Source organism: Leclercia sp. UBA7405 (genome assembly GCF_037152215.1).
In the GTDB taxonomy this organism is placed as follows: Bacteria; Pseudomonadota; Gammaproteobacteria; order Enterobacterales; family Enterobacteriaceae; genus Enterobacter; species Enterobacter pneumoniae.
Window position 1 is genome coordinate 2,124,468 of record NZ_JBBCMR010000001.1, and the last position, 15,605, is coordinate 2,140,072.

The 15,605-nt window shown below is 58.3% G+C and carries 14 protein-coding genes and 1 riboswitch; of the genes, 2 read left to right on the plus strand and 12 right to left on the minus strand.

Going from position 1 to position 15,605, the window contains the following annotated elements:
- Positions 1-6: 6 nt before the first annotated feature.
- From WFN75_RS10455 to thiM, 8 genes are all read right to left on the minus strand, one after another.
- Complete coding sequence (locus WFN75_RS10455) at positions 7-870, minus strand: ABC transporter ATP-binding protein (protein WP_207292073.1); 864 nt, start codon at positions 868-870, stop codon at positions 7-9.
- A complete protein-coding gene (locus WFN75_RS10460; RefSeq protein ID WP_040074856.1) occupies positions 842-1,747 on the minus strand; it encodes an ABC transporter permease in 906 nt (301 codons plus the stop codon). Before WFN75_RS10460 ends, WFN75_RS10455 begins: the two co-directional genes overlap by 29 nt.
- Positions 1,744-2,781, minus strand: a complete 1,038-nt coding sequence (locus WFN75_RS10465; RefSeq protein ID WP_040074855.1) for an ABC transporter permease — start codon at positions 2,779-2,781, stop codon at positions 1,744-1,746. Before WFN75_RS10465 ends, WFN75_RS10460 begins: the two co-directional genes overlap by 4 nt.
- The gene (locus WFN75_RS10470) at positions 2,778-4,394 is read right to left on the minus strand and encodes an ABC transporter substrate-binding protein (RefSeq protein WP_207292074.1); all 1,617 of its coding nucleotides are present in this window, start codon (positions 4,392-4,394) and stop codon (positions 2,778-2,780) included. Before WFN75_RS10470 ends, WFN75_RS10465 begins: the two co-directional genes overlap by 4 nt.
- A gap of 33 nt (positions 4,395-4,427) precedes the next feature.
- Positions 4,428-5,582 (minus strand): mandelate racemase family protein, encoded by a 1,155-nt coding sequence (locus WFN75_RS10475; protein ID WP_207292075.1) that lies wholly within the window; start codon positions 5,580-5,582, stop codon positions 4,428-4,430.
- Between the two features lie 267 nt (positions 5,583-5,849).
- Positions 5,850-6,902 (minus strand): class I fructose-bisphosphate aldolase, encoded by a 1,053-nt coding sequence (fbaB, locus tag WFN75_RS10480; RefSeq protein WP_040074852.1) that lies wholly within the window; start codon positions 6,900-6,902, stop codon positions 5,850-5,852.
- 183 nt (positions 6,903-7,085) lie between these two features.
- Positions 7,086-7,886 (minus strand): bifunctional hydroxymethylpyrimidine kinase/phosphomethylpyrimidine kinase, encoded by an 801-nt coding sequence (thiD, locus tag WFN75_RS10485; protein WP_207292076.1) that lies wholly within the window; start codon positions 7,884-7,886, stop codon positions 7,086-7,088.
- Positions 7,883-8,653, minus strand: a complete 771-nt coding sequence (gene thiM / locus WFN75_RS10490; RefSeq protein WP_336996121.1) for a hydroxyethylthiazole kinase — start codon at positions 8,651-8,653, stop codon at positions 7,883-7,885. Before thiM ends, thiD begins: the two co-directional genes overlap by 4 nt.
- A 36-nt stretch (positions 8,654-8,689) precedes the next feature.
- Positions 8,690-8,786: riboswitch (TPP riboswitch) on the minus strand.
- Positions 8,787-9,140: 354 nt separating this feature from the next.
- On the opposite strand from thiM, the gene WFN75_RS10495 reads away from it, so the two are divergent.
- Positions 9,141-10,526, plus strand: coding sequence for a diaminobutyrate--2-oxoglutarate transaminase (locus tag WFN75_RS10495; protein ID WP_040074848.1), 1,386 nt, complete (start codon positions 9,141-9,143; stop codon positions 10,524-10,526).
- Positions 10,527-10,544: 18 nt separating this feature from the next.
- The gene (locus tag WFN75_RS10500) at positions 10,545-12,011 is read left to right on the plus strand and encodes a pyridoxal phosphate-dependent decarboxylase family protein (RefSeq protein WP_040074847.1); all 1,467 of its coding nucleotides are present in this window, start codon (positions 10,545-10,547) and stop codon (positions 12,009-12,011) included.
- A 36-nt stretch (positions 12,012-12,047) separates the two neighbouring features.
- Here the strand turns inward: WFN75_RS10500 and WFN75_RS10505 are convergent, their stop codons facing one another.
- From WFN75_RS10505 to WFN75_RS10520, 4 genes are read right to left on the minus strand one after another with little or no spacing between them, the layout of a single operon-like run.
- Complete coding sequence (locus tag WFN75_RS10505; RefSeq protein WP_336996122.1) at positions 12,048-12,551, minus strand: protein disulfide oxidoreductase; 504 nt, start codon at positions 12,549-12,551, stop codon at positions 12,048-12,050.
- Positions 12,541-13,140, minus strand: a complete 600-nt coding sequence (locus tag WFN75_RS10510; RefSeq protein WP_442913280.1) for a DsbA family protein — start codon at positions 13,138-13,140, stop codon at positions 12,541-12,543. The genes WFN75_RS10505 and WFN75_RS10510 overlap by 11 nt, the downstream gene beginning before the upstream one ends.
- The gene (locus tag WFN75_RS10515; protein ID WP_327061433.1) at positions 13,140-15,146 is read right to left on the minus strand and encodes a protein-disulfide reductase DsbD family protein; all 2,007 of its coding nucleotides are present in this window, start codon (positions 15,144-15,146) and stop codon (positions 13,140-13,142) included. The genes WFN75_RS10510 and WFN75_RS10515 overlap by 1 nt, the downstream gene beginning before the upstream one ends.
- 48 nt (positions 15,147-15,194) lie before the next feature.
- Positions 15,195-15,539, minus strand: a complete 345-nt coding sequence (locus WFN75_RS10520; RefSeq protein WP_263617447.1) for a copper resistance protein — start codon at positions 15,537-15,539, stop codon at positions 15,195-15,197.
- Between the last annotated feature and the right edge of the window lie 66 nt (positions 15,540-15,605).

Sequence of the window (15,605 nt, forward strand, 5' to 3'; positions counted from 1 at the left end):
CCCTCCCTATTCGCTGAGCCAGCTGGCCTGACGTTGCAGCACCGGCAACACCGGGCGGCGATGGTTAATTTCCGGCAGGGCATCGATCAGCCCCTGGGTGTAGGGATGCTGTGCATTGTGCAGCTCGCTGGCGGCGATCGACTCCACCACGCGCCCGGCATACATCACCAGCACCCGATCGCAGAAGCTACGGACCAGGTTGATGTCGTGGCTGATAAATATCAGCCCCAGCCCGCGCGACTGCACCAAATCATCCAGCAATCCCAGCACTTGTAAGCGCACCGAGACGTCCAGCGCCGAGGTGGGTTCATCGGCAATCACCAGTTCGGGGTCGGTGATTAACATCATGGCAATCATGATGCGCTGCCCCTGCCCGCCGGAGATCTCGTGCGGGTACAAGTGATAAACCCGCTCCGGCTGGCGAATACGCACGACGTCGAGCATCTCCAGCACTTTGGTTTTGGCCTCCGCCTTACGGCCGGGGTGGTGGGTAAGCCATGCCTCAGCGATTTGATCCCCCACGCAGACCACCGGATTGAGCGAATACTTTGGGTCCTGCATGATCATTGAGATGCGTTTGCCGCGGATCGCACGCATTTTCGCCTCGCTGACGGTGCGTAAATCCACATCGCCAAACTGCATTTTTGTCGCACTAATCCGCGCCTTTGCCGGGTGCAGACGCATCAGCGCGCGCCCAACGGTAGATTTTCCGGAGCCGGATTCGCCGACAATCGCCAGCTTCTCACGCCCCAACTGGAAGGAGACGCCGCGCACCGCGTTGGTGACCGCACGTCCGTTGATAAAATCGACGTGCAGATCGCGCACATCTAACAGCGGCGCATCAGGCGCTGCGAGGATCGAGGATGTCACGTAAGCCATCTCCTAAGAAGTTGAACGCCAGACTGTTGATTAAAATCGCCAGCCCCGGGATCGTTACTACCCACCAGCACTCCATCATGTAGGTCCGGCCGCTGGAGATCATCGCCCCCCACTCCGGCTCTGGCGGCTGTGCCCCCAGGCCAAGGAAACCGAGCCCGGCGGCGGTCAGAATGATGCCGGCCATGTTCATGGTGATACGGATAATCACCGACGGCAGGCACAGCGGCACAATGTGACGCCAGAGGACACGCACCGGGGAAGCGCCCTGTAAACGGACGGCGGAGATGAAATCGGCCTGCCGTAAAGAGAGCGTTTCAGCCCTGGCGAGGCGGGCAATCGGCGGCCAGGCGGTGATCGTAATCGCAATGACCACGTGCTCCAGCCCAGGCCCCAGCGCGGCAACAAACGCCAGCGCCAGAACCAGGCTCGGGAAGGAGATAAAGATGTCAGTCACCCGCATCAGTACCGCATCCACCTTGCCGCCAAAATAGCCGGCGGTCACGCCCAGCAGTAGCCCCAGCGGGCCGACCGTGACCGACACCAGCAACACGATATAAAGCGTGATTCGCGCGCCATACACCAGACGGCTAAAGATATCCCGGCCAAATTCATCGGTACCGAACCAGTGCTGGCCATTAGGGGCCACCAGGGCGTTATTGAGATCCTGCACCAGCGGGTTATACGGGGCGATCCAGGGGGCAAATATCGCCACAATCAGCAGCAGCAAGATAATCCCGCCGCCAATCGCGGTAAGGGGGTTGCGCGCCATCTGCCCAAGAAAGCCCACCATGCGTGAAAGTGAACGTTTGATACGCTGGCGGCTTTCAGATTGCCCCGCCCCCAGCGGCGTATCCAGAGAAACGGTCATGATTTCGTCCTCGGGTCAAAGAGTTGATACAGCATGTCGGAGAGCAGGTTGAGCATCACAAAGATTATCCCTACCAGCAGCACGCAGCCCATTACCGCATTCATATCCCCCAGCAGCAGGCTGCCAGTAAGATAGGAGCCAAAGCCAGGCCAGGAGAAGACGGTCTCAATCAGGACGGCCCCTTCCAGCAGCGAACCGTAGGCCAGCGCGACCACGGTTAACAACTGCACCAGGATATTACGAAACGCGTGGTTCCAGATAACCTGCCGCTCGGTTAACCCTTTTACGCGGGCGGTGATAATGAACTCCTGCGACAGCTGCGCCAGCATAAAGCTACGGGTCATACGGCTGATGTAGGCCAGCGAATGAAAACCCAGCAGTGAGGCAGGTAGCACCAGGTGGTTAATGGCATTCCAGAATACGGCGCTGTTACCCGCCAGCAGGGCATCGACGGTCATGAGTCCGGTACGGCGCGGGACTAAACCGTCCAGCCCCAGATCCAGACGTCCGGCGCCCCCCACCCAGCCAAGCCAGGCGTAAAACAGCAGCAGCCCCATCATGCCGACCCAGAAGATGGGTGTGGAGTAACCCGCCAGGCTGATAATGCGCACCACGTAATCGGAAACGCTGTTGCGCCGCGCGGCGGCCAGAACGCCCAGCGGAATACCCAGCCCTGCGCCGACAATGATCGCCATCGTCGCCAGCTCCAGCGTGGCCGGGAAGACGCGTAAAATATCGTCCAGCACCGGCTTACCGGTCAGCAGCGCATTCCCCAGATTGCCGTGCAGCAAGTTGTTCAGGTAGATACCAAACTGCGTCAGCAGAGATTGATCAAAACCTAGCTGCTGATAAACCTGCTGATAGGTACTGTGGTCGGCATCCGGGCCCACAATCGCTAGTACCGGGTCAACCGGCATCACCCGACCAATAAAGAAGGTGAGCACCAGCAGGCCAAACAGCGTGATCAGCACCTGAGTCACCCGCTTTGAGAAGCGCCGGGTACGGGAGCCCGACGCGAGGATCGCCACACTCATTGTTCACCTCCGGTTTTATAGACTTCACGCAGGAAGGTGGTGGCCGACGGATGCGACTGGAAGTTTTTCACTTCGTTACGCACCACTACCGAATCCACCATCTGTGACAGCGGGATCAGCGCCGGTATCAGTTGGTCATAGCGCACCTGGATCTGCTGATAGTCGGCAATCTGTTTTTGCGGATCGCGCTCCAGCAGCGCCTTGTCGATCATCGCGTTGAGCGGCTTATCGTAGAAGCTGGTGCGCCAGCCCTGGAAGTTGGTCAGCCGCGCTTCGTCGCTGTTGTCGGGGTTATAGACCAGCGCGCGCAGGCTGGAGTGTGGATGAGGCTCTACGCCGCTCCCCCCACGCCCGACCAGCATGTCGAATTTGCGCTCGCGCATGGCTCCATAAATCTGGTTCCCGGTACCGGTAACGATTTTGGCGTTGATCCCCGCCTGCATCAGGGTGGACTGCACGGCGATGGCAATATTAAGGAAGGGCTGATCCGCCAGCACGCGCAGGGTAGTGTCGAATCCTTCCGGATACCCTGCCTCTGCCAGCAGTTTTTTAGCGCGCGGGATATCCAGCTTATAGCCGGGATCCGGCAGCGTGGAGGGCATCCCCGCCTTGATGGGCCGCTGATGCAGCACGCCGTAGCCCGGCATCAGCGCTTTGTTGATGCCCTGATAATCAATGAGGTAGCGCACCGCCTCGCGCACTTTCGGATTGGCGAAATGGGCCTCTTTCATGCTCATCGCTACGTAGTAAACCGTCCCTTTCTGCACGGCCTCTACCGTCAGCTGCGGATCCTTACGTAAGGCATTGATATCGGCAACCGCCATATTGTTGGCAATGTCGAGGTCGCCCTTTTCAATCATCAGACGCAGGGTTTGCGACTCCTGGAAATGGCGCAACACAATGCGATTCATTTTAGGCGCGTCTCGCCAGTAGTGCGGATTGCGCTGCATACGCAGCACATCTTTTGCCTGCCAGGTCTCCAGCATAAAGGGGCCGGAACCCGCTTCGTTCGTGGTGAGCCAGCGGTTGCCCCAGTCGTTATTCACTTCATGCTGTTGCACGGTTTTGCTGTCGAGCACGCCAAGGTTGCCAAGCGCCCCGAGAGAGTAAATCACCAGCTGCGGGTCATTGGCTTTTGGCAGGACGATTTGCACGGTGTAGGCATCTGGCGCACTCACCTGCTGATCAATGTTCTTCTTGCTAAAGCCGTAGGATTTCCACACCGAGGCCTGGGCCAGATTCAGGTGCAGCAGGCGACGCATCGACCAGACGACATCCTCGGCGGTAAGCGGGTTACCGGAATGAAAGGTGACGTTATCGCGCAAATGGAAGGTCAGGGTTTTGCCGTCCGGGGCAATATCCCAGGATTTCGCCAGGGCCGGTTTCACGTTGGTGAGTTGATTCGGATCCAGCTCCACCAGCGAATCATAGAGATTGACCACAATACCCACCACTTCGTTTCCGGTCATCGCCGCCGGATCGAGCGTCAGCAGGTTGTTCATATTCATGCCGATGATGAGCTGATCGGGCGGCGTTTTTGCGTACGCCGCCCCGCTCCCCATCATCAGCGAGAGCGCGAGCAAGCACGCGCCAGCTAAGGGAGATCGTTTCATGTATATATCGCCTGTAGGGTACGTTTTTATTTGTCAGTCGTGGCTGACGGTATTGGCTTCGATATATGCAAAATTAATGTCTTCGCCCAGTCCCGGACGGTTTGGCAGGCTGACCATGCCGTCGTCGTCCATCGGGTCGACCAGGCTGTTGAGGTACGCCGCGGGCTCCTCATAGTCGAGGAAGGGGTGCAATAAACCGCGCTCATACCAGCGGCAGTTTTTGATTGCCCCAATCACCGCCAGGCTTGCCGCCCCGTTGCCATGGACTTCGCAATCCATACCAAACGACTCGGCCAGGTGGGCCACCTTCAGGGTTGGCGTAATACCGCCCACTCCATTTGACCCGGCGCGTAGAATGTCGCACGCCCCTGCCTTCACCCAGTCGGCACGGCTGTGATGTTTACCGCCCAGGCTCTCCGGCCCGATGATGGGGATAGAGAGGTTCTCTGCCAGCCAGACGTAGGAGGACATGCTCTCCTCTTCCATCGGCTCCTCAAACCAGGCGAAATTAAGCTTTTCCAGCTCTTTACCGATGTACAGCGCTTCGGCCCGGCTATACCAGTGGTAGCCGTCGATCATCAGATCGATATCCGGCCCCACCGCCTCACGCACGGCGGCGCAGGCTTTAACATCCATTTTGGGGTTCGGGGCGAAGGAGACTGGCGGCATCCAGGTGTGTAGCTTGATCGCTTTGTAACCGCGCGCCACCAGTTTCTCGGCAAAGCTGGCGTACTCCTCCGGGGTGGAGAGGCCACCCGGCAGGTCATCACCGCACATGGTGCTGCCGTAGGCCGGCACTTTATCGCGATAACCGCCCAGCAGTTTCCACACCGGCATATTCAGTTTGCGGCCAATCAGATCCCACAGCGCCTGTTCAACGAAGCCCAGCGCACGCTCGCTAAGCTGATGGGCGCTGCCGCGCTGCCAGTGCGCCAGGTCTTGCCAGATGCGCTCGCGATTAAACGCATCCTGGCCGATCATCACCTTGCGAAAGAAGGTGTTGACCACAAAAGGGCGCACTACTTCCGGCGGTGCAAATGCGTACCCTTGGGTGCCATCGTCTGCGGTAATCGTCAGCATTGCCATTTTTGCCAGGCTCTCTGGCCCCGGGTGCGAATGCCCGGCGGTGTCAGAGACGCGGCGCGTGGGATACTGGAAGACGGTGACATTGACAGATTCGATTTTCATTTTCAGTCCTTAAAACTACAGAGGTTCAGAGCGACTTTGTATTTTGAAAAGCTGTTTCGAAAGTAACTTTAAGCGCAAAATTCGTCCGCTGCCTTAGACAAATTCCGCTAAGCATCGGCCATTTTTTGGGCATATGCACGGCAACGAGTGACAGTTTTCACAAAAGACAGGTGAACTGTGAAGTCGATCGGGAAGGATGTTTGAATGAAATGAAAAGCAGTTTCGAGCAACCCTCTTCCCGCCGGGAAGAGGGTCTGGAGAGGGGTATCAGGCGATGGTGACCTTGCTGTCCAGGTAGACGTCCTGCACGGCATTGATCAGTTTCACGCCGTCGGCCATCGATTTTTTAAAGGCTTTGCGGCCCAGAATCAGCCCCATCCCGCCCGCACGCTTGTTGATAACCGCCGTACGTACCGCGTCGGCCAGGTCGGTCTCGCCGCCTGCGGCACCACCGGAGTTGATCAAGCCTGCACGGCCCATGTAGCAGTTCGCCAGCTGGTAACGGACCAGGTCAATCGGGTTATCGCTGGTCAGCTTGCTGTAGACCCGTTCGTCGGTATACCCGTAATTCACCGCCGTATAGCCACCGTTATTTTCGGCCATTTTCTGCTTCACGATATCCGCACCAATGGTCGCCGCCAGGTGGTTGGCCTGCCCGGTAAGGTCGGCAGATACGTGATAGTCGGTGCCCTCTTTTTTGAACGCATTGTTGCGCAGATAGGCCCACAGGACGGTGACCATCCCCAGCTCGTGCGCACGTTCAAAGGCGCTTGAGATCTCTTCGATCTGGCGACGCGACTGTTCAGAGCCAAAGTAAATGGTCGCCCCTACCGCCACGGCCCCCATATTGAAGGCTTGCTCCACGCTGGCATACAACGTCTGGTCATATTCCGTAGGATAGCTCAGGGTCTCGTTGTGATTGAGTTTCACAAGGAAAGGAATGCGGTGCGCATAGCGGCGCGAGACGGAGGCCAGCACGCCATAGGTGGAGGCCACGCAGTTACAGCCCGCTTCGATCGCCAGTTCCACAATATTCTTCGGATCGAAATAGAGTGGATTAGCGGCAAACGACGCCCCGGCAGAGTGTTCCACCCCCTGGTCTACCGGCAGGATAGAGAGATATCCGGTGCCGCCAAGACGCCCGGTGTTATACAGCGTCTGCATATTGCGCAACACCGCAGGCGGGCGGTTGTTATCGATCATCACGCGATCGACGTAGTCGTGGCCAGGCAGGTAGAGGTTGTCGGCTGGAATGGTCATACAACGGTGCTGTAACAGGCTATCGGCATCTTTGCCAAGCAGCTGCGTAATATCAGTCATAACTTTGCTCCCCTATGTGCCGACGTCATGTCGGCGCGTGTCATCCGGACCCATGTTTTTATGGGCAGGGTAAGCCTGGTCCCGACTGAACATCTTTGCCACTTTTAAGACCGATTTTCAGGACAATCTGCTGGCACGATTCGGGTACGGCAGCGTGACACGCCGCCGTTATGCACTCTCGCCCTACCACCAGGCGTGGAAATGGTGGACCGGGCCGATGCCTTGCCCGACTTCCAGGGTATCTGCCTGGGCCAGGGCGCGGGAGAGCCAGTGCTTAGCCTCCTGTACAGTGCTGGCCCAGTTCTCATGGCGGGGCCGCAAGGCCGCCAGCGCAGCCGAGAGGGTACAGCCGGTCCCGTGCGTGTTTTTGGTGTGTACCCGTGGGGCGGTGAAGCGCAGTTCGCCGTCGCGCGTGAACAACCAGTCGGGACTTTCTGCATCATCCAGATGACCGCCCTTCATTAACACGGCCTCGCAGCCCAACGCCCGTAGCGCTCTGCCCTGCTCTTTCATCTCTTGCTCGCTGCGCGCATGGGGAGCATCGAGCAACGCCGCAGCCTCCGGCAGGTTCGGCGTTATAAGCGCGACCTGCGGCAACAATTTGTTGCGAAGGGTCGCAACCGCCGAGGGAGAGAGCAGCGGATCGCCGCTTTTCGCCAGCATTACCGTATCCAGCACCACGCTCTTGACCTGATGACGCCGGAGTTGTTCCGCCACCGCTTCCACAATATCCGTCTCTGCCAGCATGCCGATTTTGGTGGTGTCGATGCGAACATCACTGAAGACCGACTCCAGCTGCGCCGCCACAAAATCGGGTTCGATGCGGTAGACCGACTGCACCCCACGGGTGTTTTGCGCCACCAGCGCGGTAATGACCGAGCAGCCGTAAGCTCCCAGCGCCGAAAAGGTTTTCAGATCGGCCTGGATACCCGCTCCACCGCTGGGATCGGTGCCGGCGATAGTCAGTGCATTAATCCGTTTCATGCCGCCCCCTCCAGGTGCCAGATGGCATCAAGGAACGCGGTGGCGAAGCTGCCAGGCCCCTGGCTTGCCTGAGCGGCTTCGCTTCCGGCACGTTTCATCAGGCCGCAGGCCGCGGCAACGTTATCAAGCCGATCGCCAGGCAGGGCACAGCTGGCCGCCACCACCGCAGAGAGCGCGCAGCCTGTCCCCACTACGCGCGTCATTAACGGATCGCCGCCGGTGACCTGCTTCGTGCGTTGACCATCGGTGATGTAATCCACCTCTCCGGTCACGGCCACGATGGCGTGCGTCTGCCGCGCCAGCGCCTGTGCCGCAGGCAGCGCGCTGCTGGCGGTATCGGTGGTATCGACCCCGCGTCCACCGGCGCTTATGCCGGCGAGGGCCATAATCTCAGAGGCATTGCCGCGAATGGCGGCGGGTTTGAGCGCCAGCAGTTGCTGGCAAAATTGCGTGCGAAACGCCAGTGCGCCTACGGCTACGGGATCTAAGGTCCAGGGCTTACCCGCTGCCCGCGCGCTCTCGACGGCCAAACGCATCGCCTGCGCACGGGGCACCGTCAGGGTGCCGACATTGATCAGCAGCGCATCGGCAATCGCAGCGAACTGCTGGGCTTCTTCGGCCTCGATCACCATTGCGGGCGAAGCGCCAAACGCGAGCAGTACGTTGGCGGTGAAGGTTTGCACCACATCGTTCGTCATACAATGGGTCAGCGGTGCGCGGTCGCGGAAGTGGTTAAAAAGAAGGTGTTCGGGCAGGTCAGGCTGCATGTTATCGCTCCTGCCTTGCGTGAAGAAGCGATAGCCGTGAAGGGCATCTGACTTCCCTACGCTGGCATTATCCAGATCAGGTGGTACGGGTATTTCTCAGCCTTCACAAAGAAGGGCACCCCGAGTCATTTAAATCATTACGTTGCAATTACTGCGCGTAAATCGCTATTCAGAATACTGCCTCTGCGTCGCTGAAATCTACTGATTTAACGTTTTCGTCTATTTCCGTTGCGCTTAACTGATTTTGTAAAGGTTCGGTAAAACCGTCAATTTGCACCTCATCAGACCACCCGACAACCCCAGGTACCATGCGGGTTTCGCGTACCTTTCTGCTATTTATGTATCCAGTAATAAAACGTTAAACAATTAACCATTGAGCCCCACGAAAAAAGGCTCTATATTGGCCGCGATTTTTGCCACGTTTCTCATTTTTCTTAACTAATGATTCAATCGGGGCCGCCTGACGTGCCGCGGTTGTAGGAGTGATATGATGACGGATAAAGTCCGTATTGATACTTTGAATGCCTCTACTTTCAATAAATCCAACGAGACCTACCTGGCCCGTCAGGCCGAAATGGAATCCAATGTCAGAAGTTATCCGCGTAAACTGCCTTTAGCGATCACAAAGGCGGACGGCGTATGGGTAACGGATGCGGATAATAAAGAGTATCTTGATTGTCTGGCCGGCGCCGGTACCCTGGCGCTGGGTCACAACCATCCTGACGTACTGAAAAGCATCCAAAGTGTTATTACCAGCGGCTTGCCGTTACATACCCTGGATCTGACAACGCCGTTGAAAGACGCGTTCTCTGAATACCTGCTCTCCCTGCTGCCGGGCGAAGGCAAAGAGTACTGCCTGCAATTTACTGGCCCATCCGGTGCCGATGCCGTTGAGGCAGCGCTGAAGCTGGCGAAAAAAGTCACCGGTCGTAGCGGCATCATTAGCTTCTCGGGCGGCTATCACGGCATGACTCACGGTGCGCTGTCCGTGACCGGCAACCTCTCTCCGAAAGAGGCGGTTGACGGCATGATGCCTGAAGTTCAGTTCATGCCTTACCCGCATGAGTACCGCTGCCCGCTGGGTATTGGCGGTGAAGCTGGCGTGAAAGCACTGACCTACTACTTCGAAAACCTGATCAACGACGTTGAGAGCGGCGTGCGTAAACCTGCTGCCGTGATCCTGGAAGCCGTTCAGGGCGAAGGTGGCGTGAACCCGGCGCCGGCCGAGTGGCTGCAACGCATCCGTAAAGTGACTCAGGAACACGGTATCCTGCTGATCCTTGACGAAGTGCAGGCAGGCTTTGCCCGTACCGGTAAATTCTTCGCCTTCGAACACGCGGGTATTGAGCCAGACATCGTCGTGATGTCAAAAGCAGTGGGCGGCGGTCTGCCGCTGGCCGTGCTGGGTATCAAAAAGCAGTTCGACGCCTGGGCTCCGGGTCACCATACCGGTACCTTCCGCGGTAACCAGCTGGCGATGGCAACCGGCCTCACCACCCTTAAGATCCTGAAAGAGCAAAACATCGCTGACAAAGTCGCTGCACAGGGTGAATGGCTGAAAGCGAAGCTGGTTGAGCTGCAGAAACGTTATCCGGTTATCGGCCACGTTCGCGGCCTGGGCATGATGATTGGTATTGAGATCGTTAAGCCAAATGAAGCCGCCGATCAGCTGGGTTGCTTCCCGGGCGATGGCGAGCTCTCTGCCCTGATTCAGAAGAAGTGCTTCGAAGCGGGTCTGATTCTGGAGCGCGGTGGCCGTAACGGTAACGTTGTGCGTCTGCTGCCTTCTCTGCTGATCAGCGATCAAGAGCTGAACGTATTCCTGGATAAATTTGAGCAGGCGCTGCTTGCTGCGGGCGTTCGCCCGGCTTAACCGAAGACGAGAGATAAGATGTCAGATGTAAACCCGATTTTGTCGTCCTCGGCGCAAAGCATTGAAGCCTATCAGCAGGCGATTTCGCAGAGCACCGAAGCGGTAAAGCAGTGGCTACAGCAGCCGGAAATGTACAAAGGCAGAACGGTCGCGGAACTGCGTGACCGTATCCAGCTGGATTTCAGCCCGCAGGGGCTGGGCAACGAAGCCGCTATTGCGCGCGCCGTTGAATACTTCCTGAAGGACAGCCTGGCCGTGCATCATCCCCAGTGCGTTGCACACCTGCACTGCCCGAGCCTGGTGGTGAGCCAGGCGGCGGAGATCCTGATCAACGCCACCAACCAGAGCATGGACTCCTGGGATCAGAGCCCGTCTGCCACCATCATCGAGATGAAACTGATCGAGTGGCTGCGTACTCAGGTGGGCTACCAGGCTGGCGACGCGGGTGTCTTCACCAGCGGCGGCACCCAGAGCAACCTGATGGGGCTGATGCTGGCGCGTGATGCTTTCTTCGCGCGTCAGGGCCACTCCATTCAGCAGGATGGGCTGACAGGCGATCTGCGTAAAATTCGCGTTCTCTGCTCCGACAGCGCCCACTTCTCTGTGCAGAAAAATATGGCGCTGATGGGTCTGGGTTACCAGTCCGTACTGCAGGTGAAAACCGATCAGTACGCGCGTATGGATCTGAACGATCTGAAAGCGAAGCTGGCGCAGTGTGAAGCCAACGGCGAGCAGGTGATGGCGATTGTAGCCACCGCCGGCACCACCGATGCAGGGGCCATTGACCCGCTGCGCGAGATTGCTGAACTGGCGAAAGCACAGCAGATTTGGGTGCACGTGGATGCCGCCTGGGGCGGCGCGCTGCTGCTCTCTGAAAAGCATCGTCACTATCTCGACGGTATTGAGCTGGTTGACTCCGTCACGCTCGACTTCCATAAGCAGTACTTCCAGACCATCAGCTGCGGTGCTTTCTTGCTGAAAGAAGCGCGTCACTATGAGCTGATGCGTTACCAGGCCGCTTACCTGAACTCTGAGTTTGACGAAGAAGCAGGCGTGCCTAACCTGGTCTCTAAGTCGCTGCAGACGACCCGTCGTTTCGACGCGCTGAAGCTGTGGATGAGCCTGGAAGCGCTGGGACAGAAGACCTATGCCGCGATCATCGATCATGGCGTAACCATGGCGCAGGACGTTGCCGCCTGGGTTGATGGCCATAAAACGCTGGAGCTGGTCATGAAGCCGCAGCTGGCGAGCGTGCTGTTCCGTTTCCGCCCTGAAGCGGCCATGGACGACGCGGCAATCGCGCTGCTGAACCAGAAAATCGGTGATGCGCTGCTGGAGTCTGGCCGCGCAAACGTCGGCGTGACCGAGCACAATGGCATCACCTGCCTGAAGCTGACGCTGCTGAACCCAACGGTGACGCTGGAGGATGTCAAAGTCCTGCTGTCGCTGGTTGAGCGTACAGCGCTGGAAATTCTGGCGAAGTAATCTCCGGCCCGGCAGGCATAACCTGCCGGGCTTTTTTTAGCGCCCCGCCCACCAGAGGCGAAGCTTCATTCCCCAGTAGCTGCTCCAGCCGGTTGTCGTACCGACTACATTTCCTTTCGACACTATCACCAGCGTCGGCGTTACGCTCACTTGCCACTGGCGTGATAGCGCCCCGCTCGCGTCATTCACTACCGGCATGGTCAGGCGTTTCTTTGCCATCCAGCGCGACAGTTGTCCGTCATCTCCCGAACGCAACGCGACGCTCAGAACGTTGCCGCCCTCTTGCGTTAGCCTTTCAACCGCAGGAGAGGTGTAGCGGCAAATGGCGCACCAGGTCGCCCAGACGTAAATCAGCAAAGGGCGCTCCTCGCTGAGGGCGGCGATATTCATCTGCGCACCCTCCAGCGTCTCAACAGAAGTAGCCGAAAACCCGGCGGGCAGGACCGGTTTTCGCAGCTGATCCATCCCCCATACCGTTGCGATAACCATCAGCAGCAGAATCAGAAGCTCGCGCGCCCACCGGCGTAGTTTAATGCGCATCGCTTTTCGCCAGCTGTTCTTTGACCAGCGCCTCCAGATCCGCCTGAGGAATCGCCCCGGCGACCATTTGATCGCCAATAATAGTGGCAGGCGTTCCCTGAATGCCCAGCACCTGCGAGAGAATCAGGTTCATTTGCAGACTCTGCTGGCTTTTCGCATCGGGGGTGATCCCTGTCGTGGCCGTCTTTTGCTGAGCAGCCAGAATGGAGGCCGCATCATGATTGCCCTTCTTTGTCATTAATCGCTGGTGTAACGCCCAGAATTTATCAGGCATCGTGCGCCAGGCCGTCAGCGCCACCCGCGCCGAGGCCATTGAGCTTTCGCCGCGGAAGGGTAAAAGCTTCACAATCAACTGCACGTCCGGGTTGTCGTGGACAATTTTCTCCAGCATCGGGTCAAATTTCTTACACCATGGACAGTTGTAATCGGTGAAGCTGACGATAGTCAGACGGGGATGCTTTGCCCCCATTCGCGGACTGTCGGGATCATTAAAGATCAGCTCCTCCAGCTGCTGGTTGGCATCGGGTTGCTGCTCAGCCATGCTGACGGCAGAAAAACAGAACAGGAAAATCATCATCCAGTAACGCATTAGTGCTCTCCTTTAGCGGCAGACAGTGCGTTCAGCACCCCTTCGCGATTTAACAGCGCAGGCAGAATGGTGCCCTGCGGCTGAGCCGGACCATAAATCTGATTAAACGGAATCGCCGCACTCTGACGGCGTGTCAGAAACTGCGAGACAGTATCGGATGGTCGACTCCAGTCACCGCGCAGGGCAACCACATCCGGGGCACTCAGTGCCTGTTGTACATCGTCACGCAGCAACACATTGTATTTATTGGCTTTACAGGTTACGCACCAGTCGGCGGTGACATCGACAAAGACCCGTTTATTGGCCGCCAGCGCGTCGGTGATGGCCTGCTCGCTCAACGGCTGCCAGGCAATACGATCTTCCACAACGGCACCGGTCGTCTGCGAGGTCAGCCAGTATCCCGACAATGCCATCAGCAGTGCCAGCGCGGTGGCGGCAAGGGCGCCGCGTCGCTGGTAGCGTCGCCAGACGCCCGCCAGCAGGAGCACTAACACCAGCGTCAGTACACCCCACGTCGCCTTACCAATATGTAGCCAAAGCAGCGAGATAAGCCACACGGCGGAGCCCAGCATCATCAGCCCCAGCACCACGCGCAGCGTATTCATCCAGCGTCCGGGGCGCGGCAGGCGGCGCGCCAGTCCTGGCCAGGCGGCAATCGCCAGCCACGGCAAGCTCATACCGATCCCCATGGCGAGGAAGATCCCCCACAGCTGTACCAGCGGCGCCACCAGCGCGACCGACACGGCGGTGCCCAGGAACGGTGCGGTGCAGGGAGTGGCGAGTAAGGTGGCGAACGCCCCCTGCCAGAAATGTCCTGCCAGACCGTTGCCGCCTCGCGTGGCCAGCGAGGTGGTAATGCCAGAGGGTAAGCGGATTTCAAACAGTCCCAGCAGGCTGGCGCTGAACAGCACCATCACCAGCGCCATAGCGGTGATAAACCACGGATTCTGGAACTGAATCCCCCACCCCAGCGCCTGATTGCTAAGACGCAGAAACGTCATCATCAGCGCCAGTGCTAAAAACGACACCACAATGCCGGCCACCGAGGCGAGAAACTGGCCGCGTACACGGCTTCTGGTCTGCCCTTCCACCTGCAATACCGAGCCCAGTTTCATCGCCAGTACCGGCAAGACGCAGGGCATCAGGTTGAGGATAAACCCGCCTAGCAGCGCCATCGCCAGTACCGGTAAGAGGGACGACGTTGTCACCTCGGCTTCACCAATGGTGGTTTGGCTCTGCTGGGCCAGACCACCGTCGGCCAGTACCAGAGATAGCGTTTTGCCACGCAGATCGGGCGCCGCCTCACCCCAGCCGTCCGTGACCGGCACGGTCGCGGTCAGCGTTTCGCCCTGAATCTTAAAAGTCGGGCGCGCAAAATCCGCATCTTCAATACCATCAAGATAGAGCGCGGGGGCGTGCCAGCCAGCGTCGCGGGTGGCGGTTACCGTCAGTTTGCCGGGGGCCCAGGCTGCCTTCAGCGAGGAGGTCAGCCCGTCTTCCCGCGGCAGCGTACCCATCGCTTTGGTGAAGTCATAAGTAAACTGACGCTCTGTTGGCCCACTCAGGTCGAGTGAGAAGGGATAGTCGGTCAGAATACAGACATCGCTACAGGTCGAGAGCGTCAGCACACCGGACAGGGTGTCCGGCATCTTGCCTTTCACCACCAGCGGGAAGGTCACGTTACCTTGATAGCCCTGGGTGGCGATCCCCGCCACGTCAAAACGCTGGGGTGTCGGCCAGTACCACTGCACCGGGAGCGGCGTTTGCCAGGCAATAGAAGGGGCAATTCCGCCCTCGCCCGGGGATCGCCAGTAGGTTTTCCAGCCCTTTTCCAGGGCTACGTCCAACAGCAGGTGTGTCTCTCCCGCCTCAGCGGGTTGGGCACGTAAACGCACGCTGGCGTGATCGTTATCGGCAGCGCGCAGCCAGCCGCTATCGGCCGCCCAGCTTACGGGCAGCCACAGTAATGCCAGGCAGACTAAAAGCCGCCTGAAAACAGTCAACATAGATTTTCTCCGTAAATGATTAATTAACCTGGAATAACAGGCGATTAATCACTCACGGAAGACGCATAAGCGGAGATGCACCCTGAGCCGGGGCGGAGAGATAACGCGAGGAGGCCAACGCCGTTGATGTCTGACCGGCTGAGGAGTGAGGACGACCATCAGCAACGCCAGGGCAAAGAGCGCACCTTCAAACATAATAGGTGGCGATGCCAGCAAGGATTTGGCACTGAGTTCACAAGGGGTGACAGGCGGTTCAACGTCGGACTGCTGGGTAACGTGCGGAGCTTTCATCGCCAGCGCGTGCAGGCTTGCCATGCGCTGTGCGCTGCAAACCAGCACCACCAGACATGCAAGCACTACCAATAATATCGCTTTCCGCTGCTGCTTGATCATCATTGCCCCTTTATTCACGACGCTTATCTTAACGGGCTTAAACCATTTGGCAACGATAATGCTGTA